Origin of the sequence: Paraburkholderia sp. BR10923 (genome assembly GCF_040948765.1) — a bacterium.
GTDB classification, from domain to species: domain Bacteria; phylum Pseudomonadota; class Gammaproteobacteria; order Burkholderiales; family Burkholderiaceae; genus Paraburkholderia; species Paraburkholderia youngii.
Genome location: NZ_JBFPKO010000005.1, coordinates 380425 through 395860 on the forward strand (window position 1 = coordinate 380425; position 15436 = coordinate 395860).

Below are 15436 nucleotides of genomic sequence, written 5' to 3' on the forward strand. Positions count from 1 at the left end.
CGGCCGGGGCGCGCACACACCGGCCGCCATCGATTGGCAAAGCCCATCGTGTCCCACTCAGGACATCAACGGCTCGGCGGCGTCGAGCATGATCCTGACGAAGTAGTCCGCGAAGCTGCGGCGCACGACGATGTCGAAACTGTCGGCGCCCGTGGGCAGCAACGTGATCGACGCCTTGAAATAATGGCTCTGCGCGCACTGCCCCACGCCGAATAGTTTCGGATGCAGATCGAGCGGGCAGCCGCGCGCGAGCACGTCGCGCGTCAGGGTGCCCTTGATTTCGAGCACCGTATAGCCGCTGCCGACATCGACCGCCGAGGCGAACACGCCCGCGAAAGCCGCGCCGAGCAACGCCAGCAACGGCGCCGTGCGCGTCGCATCATGCGCGGCCTCCGAACGCACGAGCCATTCGTCCGGGCCGAGCCACAGCATGTCGTAGCCGTTGCCGCGCGCGACGGTGTTTGCCTTCTCCGGCGGCTTGCAGCCAATCACCTGTTCCACCGCACGGATGAACGCCGCGTCGCGCATATCGCCGCGCACGTTGACGAGTTCGAGAAACGGCCGCTCGCCGAGCCGGAACGCGGCAGTCGCGTTGGCCTGATGCTGTTTCAGCTGGCCATCCACACCGACCAGCGGCGACTCCTGCCACGCGCCGTTCTGCCGCCCGACCGTACGGTCCACGATCGATACCGTTCCGCCTGTTTCATTCCACATGTTGACGTGCTCCTTCGCTGTCGTAGAACACCGGACTCGCGATTTTCGCCGCGATCTGTTTGCCGCTCGCGAGCGGAATCGTGACCGTCGTGCCGATCTTGTCGAGGCCGCCCTTGACCACCGCCATCGCGATCGAGCGCTGCAGAATCGGGCTGTAATAGCTCGACGTGACATGCCCCAGCATCGGCGCGGTATCGCCCTGGAACGGACCGGCGACGATCTGCGAGCCCTCGGGTATCACGAACGATGCATCCTCCGATAGCAGCCCGACCAGTTGCTTGCGCCCTGCCTTCGCGGTGTCCGAGCGGGAGAGCGAGCGCTTGCCGAGAAAGTCTTTCGACTTCGCAACGAGCCCGCCCATGCCGAGGTCGTGCGGCGTCATCGAACCGTCCGTGTCCTGGCCGACGATGATGTAGCCCTTCTCCGCGCGCAGCACGTGCATCGTCTCGGTGCCGTACGGCGTGATGTTGAACTCCTCGCCCGCGGCCATCAACGCTTCCCATACCGCGCGTCCGACGTTGGCCGGCACGTTGACTTCATAGGCGAGTTCGCCCGAGAAGCTGATGCGCATCACGCGCGCCGCCGCACCCGCGACCGTGCCTTCACGATACGTCATGAACGGGAACGCCGCGTTCGCGAAGTCGATGTCGTCGCAAACCTTTTGCAGCACCTTGCGGCTCTGCGGTCCGACCACCGCGAACGTCGCCCAGTGATCGGTGACCGACGCGAGCCGCACGCGCAGGTCGGGCCATTCGGTTTGCAGCCAGCGTTCGAGCCACGTGAGCACACGCGCCGCGCCGCCGGTGGTGGTCGTCATCATGTAGTGCTGATCGGCGAGGCGCACGGTCACGCCGTCGTCGAAGATCATGCCGTTCTCGTCGAGCATCAGGCCGTAGCGGCATTTGCCGACTTCGAGCTTGGTCCACGGGTTCGTGTACACCCAGTTCAGCAGCTTCGCGGAGTCCGGGCCCTGAATGTCGATCTTGCCGAGCGTCGACGCATCGAGAATGCCGACGCTCGTGCGCACCGCGAGCGATTCCCGCGCAACCGCCGCGTGCAGGTCCTCGCCTTTCTTCGGGTAGAACCACGGCCGCTTCCAGTTACCGACGTCTTCGAACGCCGCGCCGTGTTCGACGTGCCATTCATGAATCGCGGTCTTGCGCACCGGGTCGAGCAATTCACCCAGCTCGCGGCCGGCAAACGTGCCGAACGTGACCGGCGTGTAGTTCGGCCGGAACGTCGTGGTGCCGGTCTCGGGAATGGTCTTGCCGAGCGCCTGCGCGAGAATCGCCATGCCGTTGATGTTGCCGAGCTTGCCCTGGTCCGTGCCGAAGCCCATCGCGGTGTAGCGCTTCACGTGTTCGACCGATTCGAAGCCTTCGCGCGCGGCGAGGAAGATGTCGGCGGCCGAGACGTCGTTCTGGAAATCGACGAACTGCTTGGGCCCGCGCGTGGCCAGCTCGCGTCCGCCGACGAGCCACAGCGGCTCCAGCTTCGTTTCGCTCAGCTCGGCGACCTGCACCGGCTTAGGCCGCGCGACGATGTGCCCGACCGCGCGCGCCGCTTCGACGCCGGCATCGACCGCGAAACGGATGCCCTGGCCGAGCGTGAAGTCGCCCGCGCAGGCGCCGACGCTGGTCTCCGGCTGGACCGCCTTGCCCGGTACGAAGCAGGCCTTGTCGTCATGCCAGTGGGCCTTGCCGCCCGACTGCGCGAACAGATGCAGCACCGGGCTCCAGCCGCCCGACATCGCGAGCAGATCGCACGGCAGTTGGCCCTGTTGCGCCGTGATCTGCCCTTTCGCATACGACGCGAGCGACACCGACGCGACGCGCAGCTTGCCATGCGCCGCCGTGACGACCGTGCCGTTCAGCACCTTGATGCCGTGGCGGCGCGCGAGCGCGGGCAGCGTGCCCTTCGATTCACCGGCGCGCGGATCGATCACGCTCACCTGCGCGCCGGCCGCTTTCAGGTCGAGCGCGCATTGATAGCCGTCGTCGTTGTTGGTGAACACGACCGCGTTGCGACCCGGCAGCACCGCATAGCGATGCAGATAGGTCGATACCGCCGACGCGAGCATCACGCCAGGCAGATCGTTATTGCCGAACACGATCGGCCGTTCATGCGCGCCGGTCGCGAGAATCACGCGTTTCGCGCGGATCTTCCACAGCAGTTCGCGCGTGCCCTTGCGTTGCGACACGGGCAGATGATCGGTCAGGCGCTGCGTGACCGTGACGAGGTTGTGGTCCTGATAGCCGAACGCTGTGCTGCGGCTCAGGATCTTCACGTCGGGCAACTGCCGCAATTCGTCTTCGATTTTCTGCACCCACTGCAGCGCGGGCTTGCCGTCGATCTCCGCGCCACACGACAACAGCGTGCCGCCGAGCTCCGGCTGATCGTCGACGAGCGTCACGCGCGCGCCGGACAACGCCGCCGCGTGCGCGGCCGCGAGCCCGGTCGGGCCGCCGCCGACCACCAGCACGTCGCAATGCGCGAAGCACTTGTCGTAGCGGTCCGCGTCGCGCTGTTTCGGCGCGGTGCCGAGACCGGCCGCGTCGCGAATCGCTTCCTCGTACTTCGGCCAGAGCTTGCGCGGCCACATGAAGGTCTTGTAGTAGAAGCCCGCCGGAATGAAGCGCGCGATCTTCTGATTGATCGCCATGCGGTCCTTCTCGATGCTCGGCTTCGCGTTCACGCTGCTCGCGACGAGCCCCTGGTACAGCTCGACCTCGGTGGCCCGCGCGTTGGGCACCGTGTAGGCGCCGGTCTCCAGTTGCACGACCGCGTTCGGCTCCTCGACACCCGCGGTCACGATGCCGCGCGGCCGATGATATTTCCAGCTGCGCGCGACGAAGTGCATGCCGTTCGCGAGCAATGCGGACGCGAGCGTATCGCCCTGATAGCCCTGGTATTCGACGCCGTTGAACGTGAAGCTCAGCGCGATCGCGCGGTTGATGCGGCCGCCGGTTGGGAGTCGGTCTTTCTGGCTCATGATGCTTTGCCCTCTTGTGCCTTTGCCTGTGCCTTTGCGTGTGCATTAGCTGCCTGCGTATCGCCACCGTCCAGCGCCAGCAACGGACGCTCGAACGTCTGATAACCCTGGAACGCATAGCTGACGGTGTCGCGCTGCGCCTTGAACCAGCGGCGGCAGCCCTGCGTGTGGAACCATTGCTCGCGATGCACGCCGCGCGGGTTCTTGCGCATGAACAGGTAATCGCCCCATTCCTTGTCGGTCAGCGATTCGGTGTCGAGCGGGCGGGCGATGTCCGCCTCGCCGCCGCAGGAGAATTCGGTTTCGGCGCGGGGACCGCACCACGGGCATTCGATCAGCAACATCTGTGTCTCCTCGTCGACTAGTGGGCCACGGCGGCAGCGCCGTGCTCATCGATCAGATGACCGGTATAGAACCGGTCCAGCGAAAACGGCGCGTTCAACGGATGCGGTTCGTCCTTCGCGATCGTGTGCGCAAAGACCCATCCCGAACCGGGCGTCGCCTTGAAGCCGCCCGTCCCCCAGCCGCAGTTGAAGTACAGCCCCTTCACATCGGTCTTGCTGATGATCGGGCACGCGTCCGGCGACACATCGACGATGCCGCCCCACTGCCGGTTCATCCGCACGCGGGAAAACACCGGGAACATTTCGACGATCGCCTCGAGCGTGCCCTCGATGATGTGGAAGCTGCCGCGCTGCCCAAACCCGGTGTACTGATCGACGCCCGCGCCGATCACCAGATCGCCCTTGTCGGACTGGCTGATGTACGCGTGGACCGCGTTCGACATCACGACCGTGTTGACCACCGGCTTGATCGGCTCCGACACCAGCGCCTGCAACGGATGGCTTTCGAGCGGCAAGCGCACGCCGGCCATGTCGGCGAGCGTCGACGTGTTGCCGGCCGTGACCACCGCGACCTTCTTCGCCTTGATGAAGCCCTTGGTCGTGTCGACGCCCGTCACCTGGCTGCCGTTGCGGCGAATGCCGACCACCTGGCAGTTCTGCACGATATCGACGCCGGCCTGATCCGCGCCGCGCGCGAAGCCCCAGGCCACCGCATCGTGCCGGGCCACGCCGCCGCGCCGCTGGATCGATGCGCCGAGCACCGGATAGCGGCTGTTCAGATTGATGGTCGGTTCGAGTTCCTTGATCTGCGCGGGCGTGAGAAATTCGGCGTCCACACCATTCAGCCGGTTCGCGTTGACGCGGCGTTCGGTGTCGCGCACGTCCTGCAGCGTATGCGCGAGATTCATCACGCCACGCTGGCTGAACATCACGTTGTAGTTCAGATCCTGCGAGAGCCCTTCCCACAGCTTCATCGCCTTCTCGTAGAGCCCGGCGGATTCGTCCCACAGATAGTTCGAGCGCACGATCGTCGTATTGCGCGCGGTATTGCCGCCGCCGATCCAGCCCTTCTCGAGCACCGCGACGTTGCGCACGCCGTGTTCCTTCGCGAGGTAGTACGCGGTCGCGAGACCATGCCCGCCACCGCCGACGATCACGACGTCGTACTCACGTTTAGGCTCGGGGCTGCGCCATTGCCGCTCCCAGTTCTCGTGGTACGACATCCCGTTGCGCAGCAGGCTGAATATCGAATAGCGGCTCATCGTGGGTCCTTTGCGGTTTTGCAGCTACGGTGTAGCGGTAGCGGTTCAACACTCGATGACGTTCACGGCCAGCCCGCCGCGCGACGTCTCCTTGTATTTCGTCTTCATGTCGGCGCCGGTTTCGCGCATCGTGCGGATCACGCTGTCGAGCGACACCACGTGCTTGCCGTCGCCCTTCATCGCGAGGCGCGCCGCGTTGATCGCCTTGATCGCGCCCATCGCGTTGCGCTCGATGCACGGAATCTGCACGAGCCCGCCGACCGGGTCGCAGGTCATGCCGAGGTTGTGTTCCATGCCGATTTCGGCGGCGTTCTCGACCTGCGCGGGCGTGCCGCCCATCACTGCCGCGAGCGCCGCGGCAGCCATCGAGCAGGCCACCCCCACTTCGCCCTGGCAGCCCACTTCGGCGCCGGAGATCGACGCGGTTTCCTTGTAGATGATGCCGATCGCAGCGGCGGTCAGCAGGAAGTCGACGATGCCGGCGTCGTTCGCCGCATGCATGAACTTCACGTAGTAGTGCAGCACCGCCGGGATCACGCCGGCCGCGCCGTTGGTCGGCGCGGTGACGACCCGGCCGCCCGCGGCGTTTTCCTCGTTGACGGCCATCGCGTACAGGTTGACCCAGTCGAGCATCGACAGCGGGTCGCGCAGCGATTCCTCCGAGCGTGCGCGCAAGCGCTCGCACAGCTCGGCCGCGCGGCGCTTCACGTGCATCGGGCCGGGCAGTTCGCCGCGCACCTTGCAGCCGCGTTCGACACACGCGGCCATCGTGCGCCAGATTGCCAGCAGGCCCTCGCGCACTTCGTGTTCGGGCCGGGTCGCGCATTCGTTGCGCAACGTCACTTCGGCGATCGACAGGCCGCTTTCGCGGCACACGCGCATCAGATCGTCGCCGGTGCGAAACGGATACGGCACCTCGGCGGTCGCGCGGCGTCCATTCACGCGATCGCCGTCGCGATTGACGACGAAGCCGCCGCCAATCGAGAAATACTCTTTCTCGACCAGCAACTGGCCGTTCTCGTCGAAGGCATGAAAGCGCATGCCGTTCGGATGCACGACACCCGAGCCCGGTGCGCCCGGCATCAGCTTGCGGTAGAAGCCGACATGCTCGCGCTCGTCGAACGCGACTGGATGCTTGCCGAGCAGCACGAGCTGCCTGGTCTCGCGAATCGTCCGCAGCCTCGGCTCGATCAGGTCGGGGTCGATCTGGTCGGGCAGATTGCCTTCCAGGCCGAGCAGCACCGCCTTATCGGTGCCGTGGCCCTTGCCGGTCGCGCCGAGCGAGCCGAACAGTTCGGCTCTGACGCGCCGCACGAAGCCGAGCAGATTCGCGTCCTCGACATGCGATGCGAAGCGGCATGCGGCGATCATCGGCCCAACCGTGTGTGAGCTCGATGGACCGATGCCGATCTTGAACAGATCGAAGACGCTGACGTTCATGGCTTGCCTTGTGCGTTGTGTCTTGCGAGTTGCGATGGCCGGAAGCGCTTCGACTCGACTGATGCGCCCGGATGGAAAGTGCGTCTATTGCACCGCACGGCAGCCCCGATCGATAGAATAAAAACGGCATCGCAATGGGATGGCGTCGTCAAATGACCCGCCACGCGGGCCTCCCGGCGGATTTGCGATGACTTGCGACGCATTCGCGAAAGGCGACCCGACGCCGGCAGGCAATGCTGAAGGTCCGTGGTGCTATGCTTGCCTACAGCCTTTTCGGTCAACGTTCGTTCCTCTTTCGCAGCTCTGATCACCGACCCGCCGCGCGCATGAATTCCGCTGAAACGCTTGCCCCTTCCTCACTCGACACCGCCGCGAAGCAGCGCATCCGCTTCGGCATCATCCTGCTGCCGAACTTCACGCTGACCGCGTTTTCGGGTTTCGTCGATCTGCTGCGCCTGTCGGCCGACGAAGGCGACTTCAGCAAGCCGGTGCGCTGCTCGTGGAGCGTGATCGGGGAAACCCTTGCTCCGGTGCGCGCGAGTTGCGGCATCCAGATCACGCCGTGGGAAACCTTCGAGACCGCCGAAAAGTTCGACTATGTGGTGGTGGTCGGCGGACTGCTGCACTCGGGGCCCGCCGCGAGCGAGGCGACGCTCGCGTTCATCCGCCGCGCCGCCGCGCGCGACGCGACGCTGGTCGGCATGTGCACCGGCGTGTTCTCGCTGATGCGAGCGGGCGTGCTCGACGGCCACCGGATTTGCGTGAGCTGGTTTCACTACTGGGATTTCATCGAGCGCTTTCCGTCGGTCGACGAACAGATGCTGGTCGCCGACCGGCTGTTCGTAATCGACCGGCGGCGCATCACGTGTTCGGGCGGGCGCGCGTCGATCGACGTCGCCGCCGCGATCCTGCTGCGGCACTTCGAAACCGCGACGGTCCAGAAGGCGCTGCGCATCCTGCTCGTCGACGACCTGCAGAAAGGCAACGCGCCGCAGCCGCATCCGCCCGGACTTGCGCCGGCCTCGCATCCGAAGGTCAAGCGCGCGATCCTGCTGATGGAGCAGCACGTGGGCCGCGCGCTGTCGCTCGACGAACTGGCGGGCAAGCTCGATCTGTCGCCGCGTCAATTGGAACGGCTGTTCAAGGCGCAGACCGGCAAGGCGCCGCAGGCCTACGCGAAGCAGGTGCGTCTGCGCACCGCCGCGTGGCTGCTGACGAGTTCGGACAAGACCGTCGCCGATATCGCGTCGAGCTGCGGCTTCTCGGACGCGTCGCACCTGGGACGGGAATTTCGCAAACAGTTCGGTGTGCCGCCGATGATGTATCGCGAGCAGCGCGGCACGGCTGAGCAAGTCGACGACGCCTCGTGCTACGACGAAACCTTTCCGGGCCGCGCGCAGGCGATCTGAATTGACGCGGCGTGCGCTACTCCGGCATGCGCCGCTCTACGCTCGGCGCATGCCCGAACTGCGCGCGGTACGCCTTGCTGAAATGACACGGCGAATGAAAACCACACACCGCGGTCACGCGCGCGATCGATGCATCGGTATTGCGCAGCAGATCGCGCGCGCGGCGCAGCCGCAGGCTCAGGTAGTAATGCGTCGGCGATACGTTCAGGAACAGCTTGAACATCCGCTGCAAATGGCGCTGCGACAGGTTCACGAGCCGCGCGAGTTCATCGAGCGATAGCGGCTCCTCGATGTTCGCTTCCATCAGCCGCACCACTTCGATCAGTTCGGCGCGCGACAGGCCGACCCGCGCATCGACCGGAATATGCTGGCAATCGGTCGAACCGCGAATCCGCTCGACGATGAACTGCTCGGACACTTGCGCGGCCACCGCGGGCCCGAGCCGCATGCCCACCAGATGCAGCATCAGATCGAGCGGCGCGGTGCCGCCGGTGCAGGTGAGCCGGTCGCGGTCGATCACGAACAGCTCGTCGTCGAAGTGCACGTGCGGATAGCGCTGGTGCAACGGCGACATGTCCTCCCAATGCACGGTCGCCCGATAGCCGTCGAGCAGCCCGGCCGCGAGCAGCGCATACGGGCCCGTGCAGATGCCGCCGAGCGGCACGCGGTGCGCGGCCGCCTCGCGCAGTTGCGTGATCACCGCGTCGTTCACATACTCGCGCACGTGCCAGCCCGCGCATACGAACAGCAGGTCCGGCATGCCGGCCTGCGCGAGCGTGGTGGTCGGCTTCACCGTGATGCCGTTGCTCGCGCGCGCCGGCTCGCCATCCGGTGTGACTACCGACCACCGGTAGTGCTGCGCGCGGCCCACGTAGTTCGCCATGCGCAGCACCTCGACCGCGCTGGTGAACGCGATCATCGAGAAGTTCGGCAACGTCAGGAAGCCGACGTGCGCGACGGCTGACAGCCGCGCATCGGCTTGTTCGGCGGTGGCGATTGCGTCGCGCTTCATGGACGTATCGGATCAGGCCATCAGCCGTGTTGCGCCGCCGGCTCGCGGCGCACTTTCAGCGCCTGGCGCAATCCGGCGAACAGCGGTGCGCGTGCCTTGCCCGGCGCCCGGCCGAAGCTTTCGGTGATGCGGTCCAGAATGATCGCCAGCATCACGACCGACATGCCGCTTTCGAAGCCGAGCCCGATATCGAGCCGCTGGATGCTCGCGAGCACGTCGTTGCCGAGACCGCCCGCGCCGACCATCGACGCGATGATCACCATCGACAGCGCCATCATGATGGTCTGGTTCACGCCGGTCATGATCGACGGCAACGCGTTCGGAAATTGCACCTTGTAGAGCAGCTGCCACGGCGTGCAGCCGAACGCCTGCCCCGCTTCGACGATTTCATGATTGACGTGCTTGATGCCGAGCGCGGTCAGACGCACCGCGGGCGGCATCGCGAAGATCACCGTCGACAGGATGCCGGGCACGCGGCCGAGGCCGAACAGCATCGCAGCCGGAATCAGGTAGACGAACGCGGGCATCGTCTGCATCAGATCGAGGACGGGGCGCACGATCATTTCGACGGTGCGGCTCTTCGCCATCCAGATGCCGAGCGGTACGCCGAGCACGAGACTGATCACCGTCGACGACAGCGTGAGGCCGAGCGTGATCACCATCTGATCCCAGAAGCCGGTGCCGTAGATCAACAGCAGCGCGGCCAGCGTGAACAACGCGAAGCGCCAGCCGACGCGCCACAAGCCGATGCCGACGAAGAACGCCATCAGCGCCCACATCGGCACGGCCTGCAAACCGTGCTCGACGGCCGCGGCGAAACTCTCGATGACCTTGCCGATCGTGTCGAAGGTCTTCGCATCATGATCGAGCAGGTAGTGAACGCCGTGATCGACCCAGGCGCCAAGCGGAATGATTTCAGACATGGGAACCTCGATGATGCGTGAGAACGCTCAGCACGTTCGTCTTGTTGACCGAGCCGCAGTAGGAGCCGTCCGCTTCGACGACCGGCAGCGGCGCGCGGCTCGCCACCACGCGCTCGACCACGTCGTTGAGCGGCGTGCTGCGATGGATGCATTCGATCTGGTTGAGCTGCGGCGACACGCTGCCCGTCGCGTCGCGGCATACGAAGCCGCGTATCCTGCGCTCGCTGTCGAGCACGAACGCGTAGTCGGCGCTGCCGTTCAGCGTCGCGGCGACGCTCGACGCGTCGATCTGCGGCGCGTGCATCAGCGGCACGTCGTCGGTTTGCATCAGATCGCCGGCCGTCAGATAGCGGCTCGTGTCGATGCCTTCGAAGAATGCCCGCACGTAGTCGTCGGCCGGGTTCTTGATGATTTCCTGCGGCGTGCCGATCTGCACGACGCGCCCGCCTTCCATGATCGCGATGCGCGTGCCGATGCGCATCGCCTCCTCCAGATCGTGCGATACGAACAGGATCGTGCGCTGCTGCTCGCGCTGCAGATCGAGCAGCACGTTCTGCATTTCCTTGCGCTTGAGCGGATCGAGCGCGGAGAACGCCTCGTCCATGATCATCAGCGACGGGTTGACCGTGAGCGCCCGCGCGAGCCCGACGCGCTGCTGCATGCCGCCCGACAGCTCGGCGGGCAGCTTCTGCGCGAACGGCGCGAGGCCGACCTGTTCGAGCACCGCCAGCGCCCGCGCCTCGCGCTGCTTGCGGCCGACGCCCGCGACCTCGAGGCCGAACGCCGCGTTGGCCAGCACGGTGCGCTGCGGCATCAGCGCGAAGGACTGGAACACCATGCTCATGTCCTTGCGGCGCAGCGCCGTCAGCTCGGCGCGCGGCACGCTCGCGACATCGCGGCCGTCGATCAGCACCTTGCCGGCGCTGGGGTCGACGAGCCGATTGATCAGGCGAATCAGCGTCGACTTGCCGGAGCCTGACAGGCCCATCAGCACGAAGATTTCGCCCTCGCGAACCTCGAACGACGCGTTGTGCACGCCGACGATCTGACCGGTGCGGGCAAACACCTCCTCTTTGGTGGCGCCGCTGGCCAGCATTGCGAGCGCCTGTTTCGGGTTGGTGCCGAACACCTTGCACAGCCCTTCGACCACGACCTTGGGGGAATTCATCGAATGCTCTCCTCGCTTGCGGACGTCGCCCGCGCTGTGCCTACATAGTTGCTAGAAAAAAGTGCGGCTAGCCGACTATTTCCGACAAGCACATGAGGAAATGCGACACCCGGCCGCGCCGCGAGCGCTCGACGCGGCGACGAAAGCCTTGTGGCAGAAGGGATTGGCGCCGGGTGGCCGGCGCGCGGAGGATGTCGCGACAGAGCAAGCGGTGCTCCCGGACGGCAGCGAGCGCGACACGGTGCCCGCGGGTTGAACCGCTCAGGAGATCGACACGCCCAGCAAACGTCCGACGCCGAACGTAAATCCCGCCGCGAACAGCCCGATGATGATCTGGCGCATCGCCGAAAATCCCGCGCTGCGGCCGTTGAACAGCGACGTGAACACGCCGATCGACGCGAGCGCCAGCATGCTCAGCACGACACACTGCACGATCGCGCTGACGCCGTGCGACCACAGAAAAGGCATCACCGGAAAAATCGCGCCCAGCGAGAACAGACAGAACGACACGCCCGCCGCCGACCACGGGTTGCCGCCCAGTTCCGCCGGATCGAGACCGAGTTCCTCGCGCGTGAGGGTGTCGAGCGCCTTGTCCTTGTCGCGCATCATCTGCGCGGCCACGCGTTTCGCCTCGTTCGCGTCGAGCCCCTTCGCGCGGTAGATCAGCGCGAGCTCGTGCTCCTCCGCTTCGGGCTGCTCTTCGATCTCCTCGGCTTCCTTGGCGATCTGCGTGCTCGCGAGTTCGCGCGCATTGGTGACCGACAGCCATTCGCCGAGCGCCATCGAACAGGCACCGGCGATCAGCCCGGCGAGGCCGGTCAACAGGATCGCCTGGTTGCCGGTGCCCGCGCCGGCGACGCCCATGATCAGGCAGAAGTTCGACACGAGGCCATCGTTCGCGCCGAGCACGGCCGCGCGCAGATCGTTGCCCGACGCGGCGCCCTTGTGCCACGACTCGGCCGCGGCGATGCGCGCGCCGGGCGACAGGTCGGGATTGCTGGTGCTGGCGAGCGTCTGCACGACCGCCGCGTGGTGATGCTCATCGGCCGACATGTGGCCTGCGTCGCCTTGACCTCGATATTTGTTGCGGTCCGCGTATTCGGCGGCGGCAAGAGTAGGCAGCACGAAGTCCGCGCCGCACACGCGCACGAGCCCCTTCATCAAACGCGTTTTGATCGCATGACCGCGGCCTTTCGGTTCGATGCCGTTGGCCCGGAGCTTGTCGGCCCACACTTGCGCGTGACTGTGTTCGGATTGCGCGAGATCCTGATAGATCTGCTTGCGGGTCTCGTCTTTCTCGACGCGCGCGAGCGTCTCATACAGGGCGGCGCTGTGCAGTTCGTCGGAGAGGTTCGCCTTGTAGCGTTTCACTTCATGCTTCGTTGCCATGATCACGTTCCCCGCGGATCGCGTTGCTGACGGCAAAGCCTAACCGAAGCCGCCCGGCGTCTCGTCGGCGCTGAATACCGCGCCGGGCGTGGGCTTGTCCGTTACTGGCTGGCCGGCGCACCGACGCCGGCCTTTTTCTGCGCCGCCTGCAGCTTGTCCGGATAGTTCGGATCGTTCTGCGCCGGCTGGTAGCCCGCGTCTTCGAGTTTCTTCAGCTCGGCGTTCTTTTTCGCGCGAGCCTGTTTGCGCGCTGCCTTGCGCTCGGCCTTCGTTGGCTTCGGGGTGGTTGTCGTCGCGCCTTCCTGGGCTGCGGCATCCGTCGAGCCCTGAGCGAGCGCGAGCGGAATGGTGCCGGCCATCAGTGCGACGGCCGAAACCCCAAGCATGATTCGTTTGATGGCGAGGCTCTTCATAACTGAGATCCCTTGGTTGATTGGTAATAACGTACGAGTCCGTCTGCGAATCGTGAAGCACCACAGCGGGTCGCGCAGCCTGGACGCGAACCCGTCAGGGAAGCTTACAGGCAAATGGCGGGATGCGCGCTGTAACGGTCGGCGGGCGCGTTCGTCGCTTCGTCACGAACCGCTCTGCTACCCGATCCATCACAGTGATCTCCGGCATTGGGCGATCAGACATTCATTCGTGATGCGGTCTTTTGGCAAGACCGCCCCGCCAGGAGTATCGTTTAACCGCGCCGGAAGCGCCGAAACCACCACTCCTCTACAAGACAGGCACTTCCCAGAGCTCAGACCAGCTCGACAAAAGCGCGACGTTTCTAACATGCAACGAAGCGACATCAACTTATCGAGGATGGTGAAACCGTGAAAACACTCAATCTTTTGAAGGTGCTCGGTATTGCATTGTGCGTGGCAACGGCATCCAGCGCCTACGCGCAGGCAAGCGACGCGCAGGCGCCTGCCGCCACGGCAGCCGCGCCGGCCACGACCACCCAATCGACGCGTGCGGCGGATCGCAAGCTCGGCCGCGACGTGCGGCGCGCGCTCTCGAGAGCGCAGGGCTTCAACGTGTCGAATGTGTTCGTGCGGGCGCGCGGCGGCGCAGTGACGTTGACCGGCTCGGTGCCTGAGAGCGGCATGATCCAGCAGGCTGCCGACGTGGCGAAAGGCGTGCCAGGCGTGACCTCGGTGACCAACAAGCTCACCCTGAATTTCCCGTCCCGCGGAGGTGGTTGAAGCTGAGCGTCGGCATTCGACTCGCAAACGGGAGCGCCGCGAACCTGCGATGCATGCGGCGTCTCCCGCTAATCCCCGGTCGTCGTCCTGCTATCTGGACTGCTGGGCACGATCCGGCACAGCTCAGCGCCGCACCAAGCCCACCACATATCTGCACACCTGAGTGCCAGCATTGAAGAACTCGCAGTCGACCGGCGCACCGAGTTGCAGGCAGTCCCCCGCTTCCAGCTGGTACGTCAGCGAGCCCTCGCGAAACGTCAGCACCCCTTGCGTGACCCAGATCTGCTGATGCTGAAACGCGAACGCATCCGACGGATAAGGCACCCTCACCCCGATCGGCAATTCGATTTCGAGCAGCTCCAGCACGCCGCCGGTGGGCGGTGAAATACGCCGCCGCGTATAGCCGGTTTCGGGGTCTTCCCACAGCGACTGGTCCGCATGACGCACGAGCCGCTCGCCGGTCTGCTCGGCGAGCGCGAGCAATGTCGACAGCGTGAGCCCGAACGCGCCCGACAGACGCCCGAGCACCGTCGCGGTCGGACTCGCCTCGCCACGCTCGATCTTGCTGATCATCGCCTTCGACACACCCGAGCGCTCGGCCAGTTCGGCGAGCGACCAGTTGCGCGCCTCGCGCTCGGTCTTTACGCGCGCGGAGATCGCCTGGGTCAGATCGATTGCGGAAGTTTCGGACATGGAAGGGGCGTCGGTGCGGAGATGGGGGTACGGGCATAGCCGATCATCGTGGCGTGACAGCGCCCATTGACGAGTTCGTTGCCGCCGGCGGCCGAGATAGTTGCCTTCAGTTCCGTTAACTCGATCCGCTCGGTCATTGCTTCAATCCGTCGTCCTTGCGGTCTTCATCTTTGGCATCCCGGCACGCAGCAGGCAGTTGTTTGAGTAGCTCCGGTAGCGCCGTTTGCACGGTGTCCCACACCACATCAAGGTTGATATCGAAGTATCCGTGGGCGATGCGGTTGCGCATCCCGCGCATGCTGCGCCACGGCACTTCGGGGTGCGCCTGAGCGAAGTCCGCATAGCGGTCCATTACTTTCGTGGGGGCCTCGCCAAGGATGATGAGGCTCATGACGACGGCCCGCTGGGTGCGCTTGTCTACAAGGAACTGATCCTTGGCCTGCCCCTTCACGAAGCTGCAAGCATCAGTGGCGGCCTGCTGCATGTGGTCGAGGTAGTCCGGCAAGCGGTTCTCGTTCATACCGGCTGCGCCTCCGCTAGCACCTTGGCCCGGGACTTCTGCGGCAGGTCGGCCGGGGTCAGCAGATCGACGTGGACGCCGAGTAGCGCTTCCAGTTCATCCTGCAACCCCCCAAGGTCGAACAGCGTCGCCCCGGGCAGCGCATCGACCAGCAGATCGAGGTCGCTGCCGTCCCGGTCGGTGCCATGCAGCACCGAGCCGAACACGCGCGGGTTCGCTGCGCGGAAGCGGCTCGTCGCTTCGCGCACTACGCTGCGCTTCATCTCGAGTACAACGGACGGTCGCATGGGCATCCTTTCTTGTCGAAACTCATCGAGACGATAAGCGATTGAGTCGAGACTCGCAACGCCTTCACCTGCGCCATGCCGGTTGCTTTG

At 65.4% G+C, this 15436-nt stretch carries 17 protein-coding genes; 3 read left to right on the forward strand and 14 right to left on the reverse strand.

Features of this window, described 5'->3' with window-relative positions:
* Positions 1 to 57 precede the first annotated feature (57 nt).
* Genes AB3X94_RS12525 through AB3X94_RS12545 form a run of 5 tightly spaced genes read right to left on the reverse strand, consistent with a single transcriptional unit; the run spans position 58 to position 6752 of the window.
* Positions 58 to 714 (reverse strand): sarcosine oxidase subunit gamma, encoded by a 657-nt coding sequence (locus tag AB3X94_RS12525; protein ID WP_368611681.1) that lies wholly within the window; start codon positions 712 to 714, stop codon positions 58 to 60.
* Positions 704 to 3706: a sarcosine oxidase subunit alpha family protein gene (locus tag AB3X94_RS12530; RefSeq protein ID WP_368611682.1), complete on the reverse strand. Its 3003-nt coding sequence runs from the start codon at positions 3704 to 3706 to the stop codon at positions 704 to 706. The genes AB3X94_RS12525 and AB3X94_RS12530 overlap by 11 nt, the downstream gene beginning before the upstream one ends.
* Positions 3703 to 4050: a sarcosine oxidase subunit delta gene (locus AB3X94_RS12535; protein WP_368611683.1), complete on the reverse strand. Its 348-nt coding sequence runs from the start codon at positions 4048 to 4050 to the stop codon at positions 3703 to 3705. The genes AB3X94_RS12530 and AB3X94_RS12535 overlap by 4 nt, the downstream gene beginning before the upstream one ends.
* 17 nt (positions 4051 to 4067) lie before the next feature.
* Positions 4068 to 5312 carry a sarcosine oxidase subunit beta family protein gene (locus AB3X94_RS12540; RefSeq protein ID WP_013091654.1) on the reverse strand — a complete coding sequence of 415 codons (1245 nt, stop codon included), beginning with the start codon at positions 5310 to 5312 and terminating at the stop codon, positions 4068 to 4070.
* A 45-nt stretch (positions 5313 to 5357) separates the two neighbouring features.
* A complete protein-coding gene (locus AB3X94_RS12545; protein WP_368611684.1) occupies positions 5358 to 6752 on the reverse strand; it encodes an L-serine ammonia-lyase in 1395 nt (464 codons plus the stop codon).
* A gap of 326 nt (positions 6753 to 7078) precedes the next feature.
* Here AB3X94_RS12545 and AB3X94_RS12550 point away from each other — a divergent pair, with 326 nt between their 5' ends.
* Positions 7079 to 8161: a GlxA family transcriptional regulator gene (locus tag AB3X94_RS12550; protein WP_368611685.1), complete on the forward strand. Its 1083-nt coding sequence runs from the start codon at positions 7079 to 7081 to the stop codon at positions 8159 to 8161.
* A gap of 16 nt (positions 8162 to 8177) precedes the next feature.
* On the opposite strand, the gene AB3X94_RS12555 is transcribed toward AB3X94_RS12550, so the two are convergent.
* From AB3X94_RS12555 to AB3X94_RS12565, 3 genes are read right to left on the reverse strand one after another with little or no spacing between them, the layout of a single operon-like run.
* Positions 8178 to 9173, reverse strand: a complete 996-nt coding sequence (locus tag AB3X94_RS12555; RefSeq protein WP_368611686.1) for a GlxA family transcriptional regulator — start codon at positions 9171 to 9173, stop codon at positions 8178 to 8180.
* Positions 9174 to 9193: 20 nt separating this feature from the next.
* Positions 9194 to 10096 (reverse strand): choline ABC transporter permease subunit, encoded by a 903-nt coding sequence (gene choW / locus AB3X94_RS12560; protein WP_176105887.1) that lies wholly within the window; start codon positions 10094 to 10096, stop codon positions 9194 to 9196.
* Positions 10089 to 11264: a glycine betaine/L-proline ABC transporter ATP-binding protein gene (locus tag AB3X94_RS12565; protein ID WP_176105886.1), complete on the reverse strand. Its 1176-nt coding sequence runs from the start codon at positions 11262 to 11264 to the stop codon at positions 10089 to 10091. Before AB3X94_RS12565 ends, choW begins: the two co-directional genes overlap by 8 nt.
* A gap of 100 nt (positions 11265 to 11364) precedes the next feature.
* On the opposite strand from AB3X94_RS12565, the gene AB3X94_RS12570 reads away from it, so the two are divergent.
* Complete coding sequence (locus AB3X94_RS12570; protein ID WP_176105885.1) at positions 11365 to 11520, forward strand: hypothetical protein; 156 nt, start codon at positions 11365 to 11367, stop codon at positions 11518 to 11520.
* A 5-nt stretch (positions 11521 to 11525) separates the two neighbouring features.
* On the opposite strand, the gene AB3X94_RS12575 is transcribed toward AB3X94_RS12570, so the two are convergent.
* Complete coding sequence (locus AB3X94_RS12575; RefSeq protein ID WP_176105884.1) at positions 11526 to 12653, reverse strand: VIT1/CCC1 transporter family protein; 1128 nt, start codon at positions 12651 to 12653, stop codon at positions 11526 to 11528.
* Positions 12654 to 12754: 101 nt separating this feature from the next.
* On the reverse strand, positions 12755 to 13066 hold the full coding sequence (locus AB3X94_RS12580) for a hypothetical protein (RefSeq protein ID WP_368611687.1): 312 nt from the start codon (positions 13064 to 13066) through the stop codon (positions 12755 to 12757).
* 408 nt (positions 13067 to 13474) lie between these two features.
* Between AB3X94_RS12580 and AB3X94_RS12585 the strand changes: the two genes are divergently transcribed.
* Positions 13475 to 13846, forward strand: a complete 372-nt coding sequence (locus AB3X94_RS12585; RefSeq protein WP_176105882.1) for a BON domain-containing protein — start codon at positions 13475 to 13477, stop codon at positions 13844 to 13846.
* Positions 13847 to 13969: 123 nt separating this feature from the next.
* On the opposite strand, the gene AB3X94_RS12590 is transcribed toward AB3X94_RS12585, so the two are convergent.
* The 4 genes from AB3X94_RS12590 to AB3X94_RS12605 are packed head-to-tail and all read right to left on the reverse strand — an operon-like array spanning position 13970 to position 15346.
* Positions 13970 to 14539 carry an XRE family transcriptional regulator gene (locus tag AB3X94_RS12590; RefSeq protein ID WP_176105881.1) on the reverse strand — a complete coding sequence of 190 codons (570 nt, stop codon included), beginning with the start codon at positions 14537 to 14539 and terminating at the stop codon, positions 13970 to 13972.
* Entirely contained in the window at positions 14512 to 14676 is a 165-nt protein-coding gene (locus AB3X94_RS12595) for a hypothetical protein (protein ID WP_368611688.1), read from the reverse strand. The genes AB3X94_RS12590 and AB3X94_RS12595 overlap by 28 nt, the downstream gene beginning before the upstream one ends.
* The gene (locus AB3X94_RS12600) at positions 14673 to 15059 is read right to left on the reverse strand and encodes a DUF86 domain-containing protein (protein ID WP_176105879.1); all 387 of its coding nucleotides are present in this window, start codon (positions 15057 to 15059) and stop codon (positions 14673 to 14675) included. Before AB3X94_RS12600 ends, AB3X94_RS12595 begins: the two co-directional genes overlap by 4 nt.
* Positions 15056 to 15346, reverse strand: a complete 291-nt coding sequence (locus AB3X94_RS12605) for a nucleotidyltransferase family protein (protein WP_176105878.1) — start codon at positions 15344 to 15346, stop codon at positions 15056 to 15058. Before AB3X94_RS12605 ends, AB3X94_RS12600 begins: the two co-directional genes overlap by 4 nt.
* Between the last annotated feature and the right edge of the window lie 90 nt (positions 15347 to 15436).

What these genes read in the sequence shown, in the direction of transcription:
- AB3X94_RS12555 (WP_368611686.1), bottom strand. Translation starts at nt 9,173, where the DNA reads ATGAAGCGCGACGCAATCGCCACCGCCGAACAAGCCGATGCGCGGCTG.
- AB3X94_RS12590 (WP_176105881.1), bottom strand. Translation starts at nt 14,539, where the DNA reads ATGTCCGAAACTTCCGCAATCGATCTGACCCAGGCGATCTCCGCGCGC.
- AB3X94_RS12540 (WP_013091654.1), bottom strand. Translation starts at nt 5,312, where the DNA reads ATGAGCCGCTATTCGATATTCAGCCTGCTGCGCAACGGGATGTCGTAC.
- AB3X94_RS12580 (WP_368611687.1), bottom strand. Translation starts at nt 13,066, where the DNA reads ATGAAGAGCCTCGCCATCAAACGAATCATGCTTGGGGTTTCGGCCGTC.
- AB3X94_RS12595 (WP_368611688.1), bottom strand. Translation starts at nt 14,676, where the DNA reads ATGACCGAGCGGATCGAGTTAACGGAACTGAAGGCAACTATCTCGGCC.
- AB3X94_RS12535 (WP_368611683.1), bottom strand. Translation starts at nt 4,050, where the DNA reads ATGTTGCTGATCGAATGCCCGTGGTGCGGTCCCCGCGCCGAAACCGAA.
- AB3X94_RS12565 (WP_176105886.1), bottom strand. Translation starts at nt 11,264, where the DNA reads ATGAATTCCCCCAAGGTCGTGGTCGAAGGGCTGTGCAAGGTGTTCGGC.
- AB3X94_RS12600 (WP_176105879.1), bottom strand. Translation starts at nt 15,059, where the DNA reads ATGAACGAGAACCGCTTGCCGGACTACCTCGACCACATGCAGCAGGCC.
- AB3X94_RS12575 (WP_176105884.1), bottom strand. Translation starts at nt 12,653, where the DNA reads ATGGCAACGAAGCATGAAGTGAAACGCTACAAGGCGAACCTCTCCGAC.
- choW (WP_176105887.1), bottom strand. Translation starts at nt 10,096, where the DNA reads ATGTCTGAAATCATTCCGCTTGGCGCCTGGGTCGATCACGGCGTTCAC.
- AB3X94_RS12570 (WP_176105885.1), top strand. Translation starts at nt 11,365, where the DNA reads ATGCGACACCCGGCCGCGCCGCGAGCGCTCGACGCGGCGACGAAAGCC.
- AB3X94_RS12525 (WP_368611681.1), bottom strand. Translation starts at nt 714, where the DNA reads ATGTGGAATGAAACAGGCGGAACGGTATCGATCGTGGACCGTACGGTC.
- AB3X94_RS12545 (WP_368611684.1), bottom strand. Translation starts at nt 6,752, where the DNA reads ATGAACGTCAGCGTCTTCGATCTGTTCAAGATCGGCATCGGTCCATCG.
- AB3X94_RS12530 (WP_368611682.1), bottom strand. Translation starts at nt 3,706, where the DNA reads ATGAGCCAGAAAGACCGACTCCCAACCGGCGGCCGCATCAACCGCGCG.
- AB3X94_RS12605 (WP_176105878.1), bottom strand. Translation starts at nt 15,346, where the DNA reads ATGCGACCGTCCGTTGTACTCGAGATGAAGCGCAGCGTAGTGCGCGAA.
- AB3X94_RS12550 (WP_368611685.1), top strand. Translation starts at nt 7,079, where the DNA reads ATGAATTCCGCTGAAACGCTTGCCCCTTCCTCACTCGACACCGCCGCG.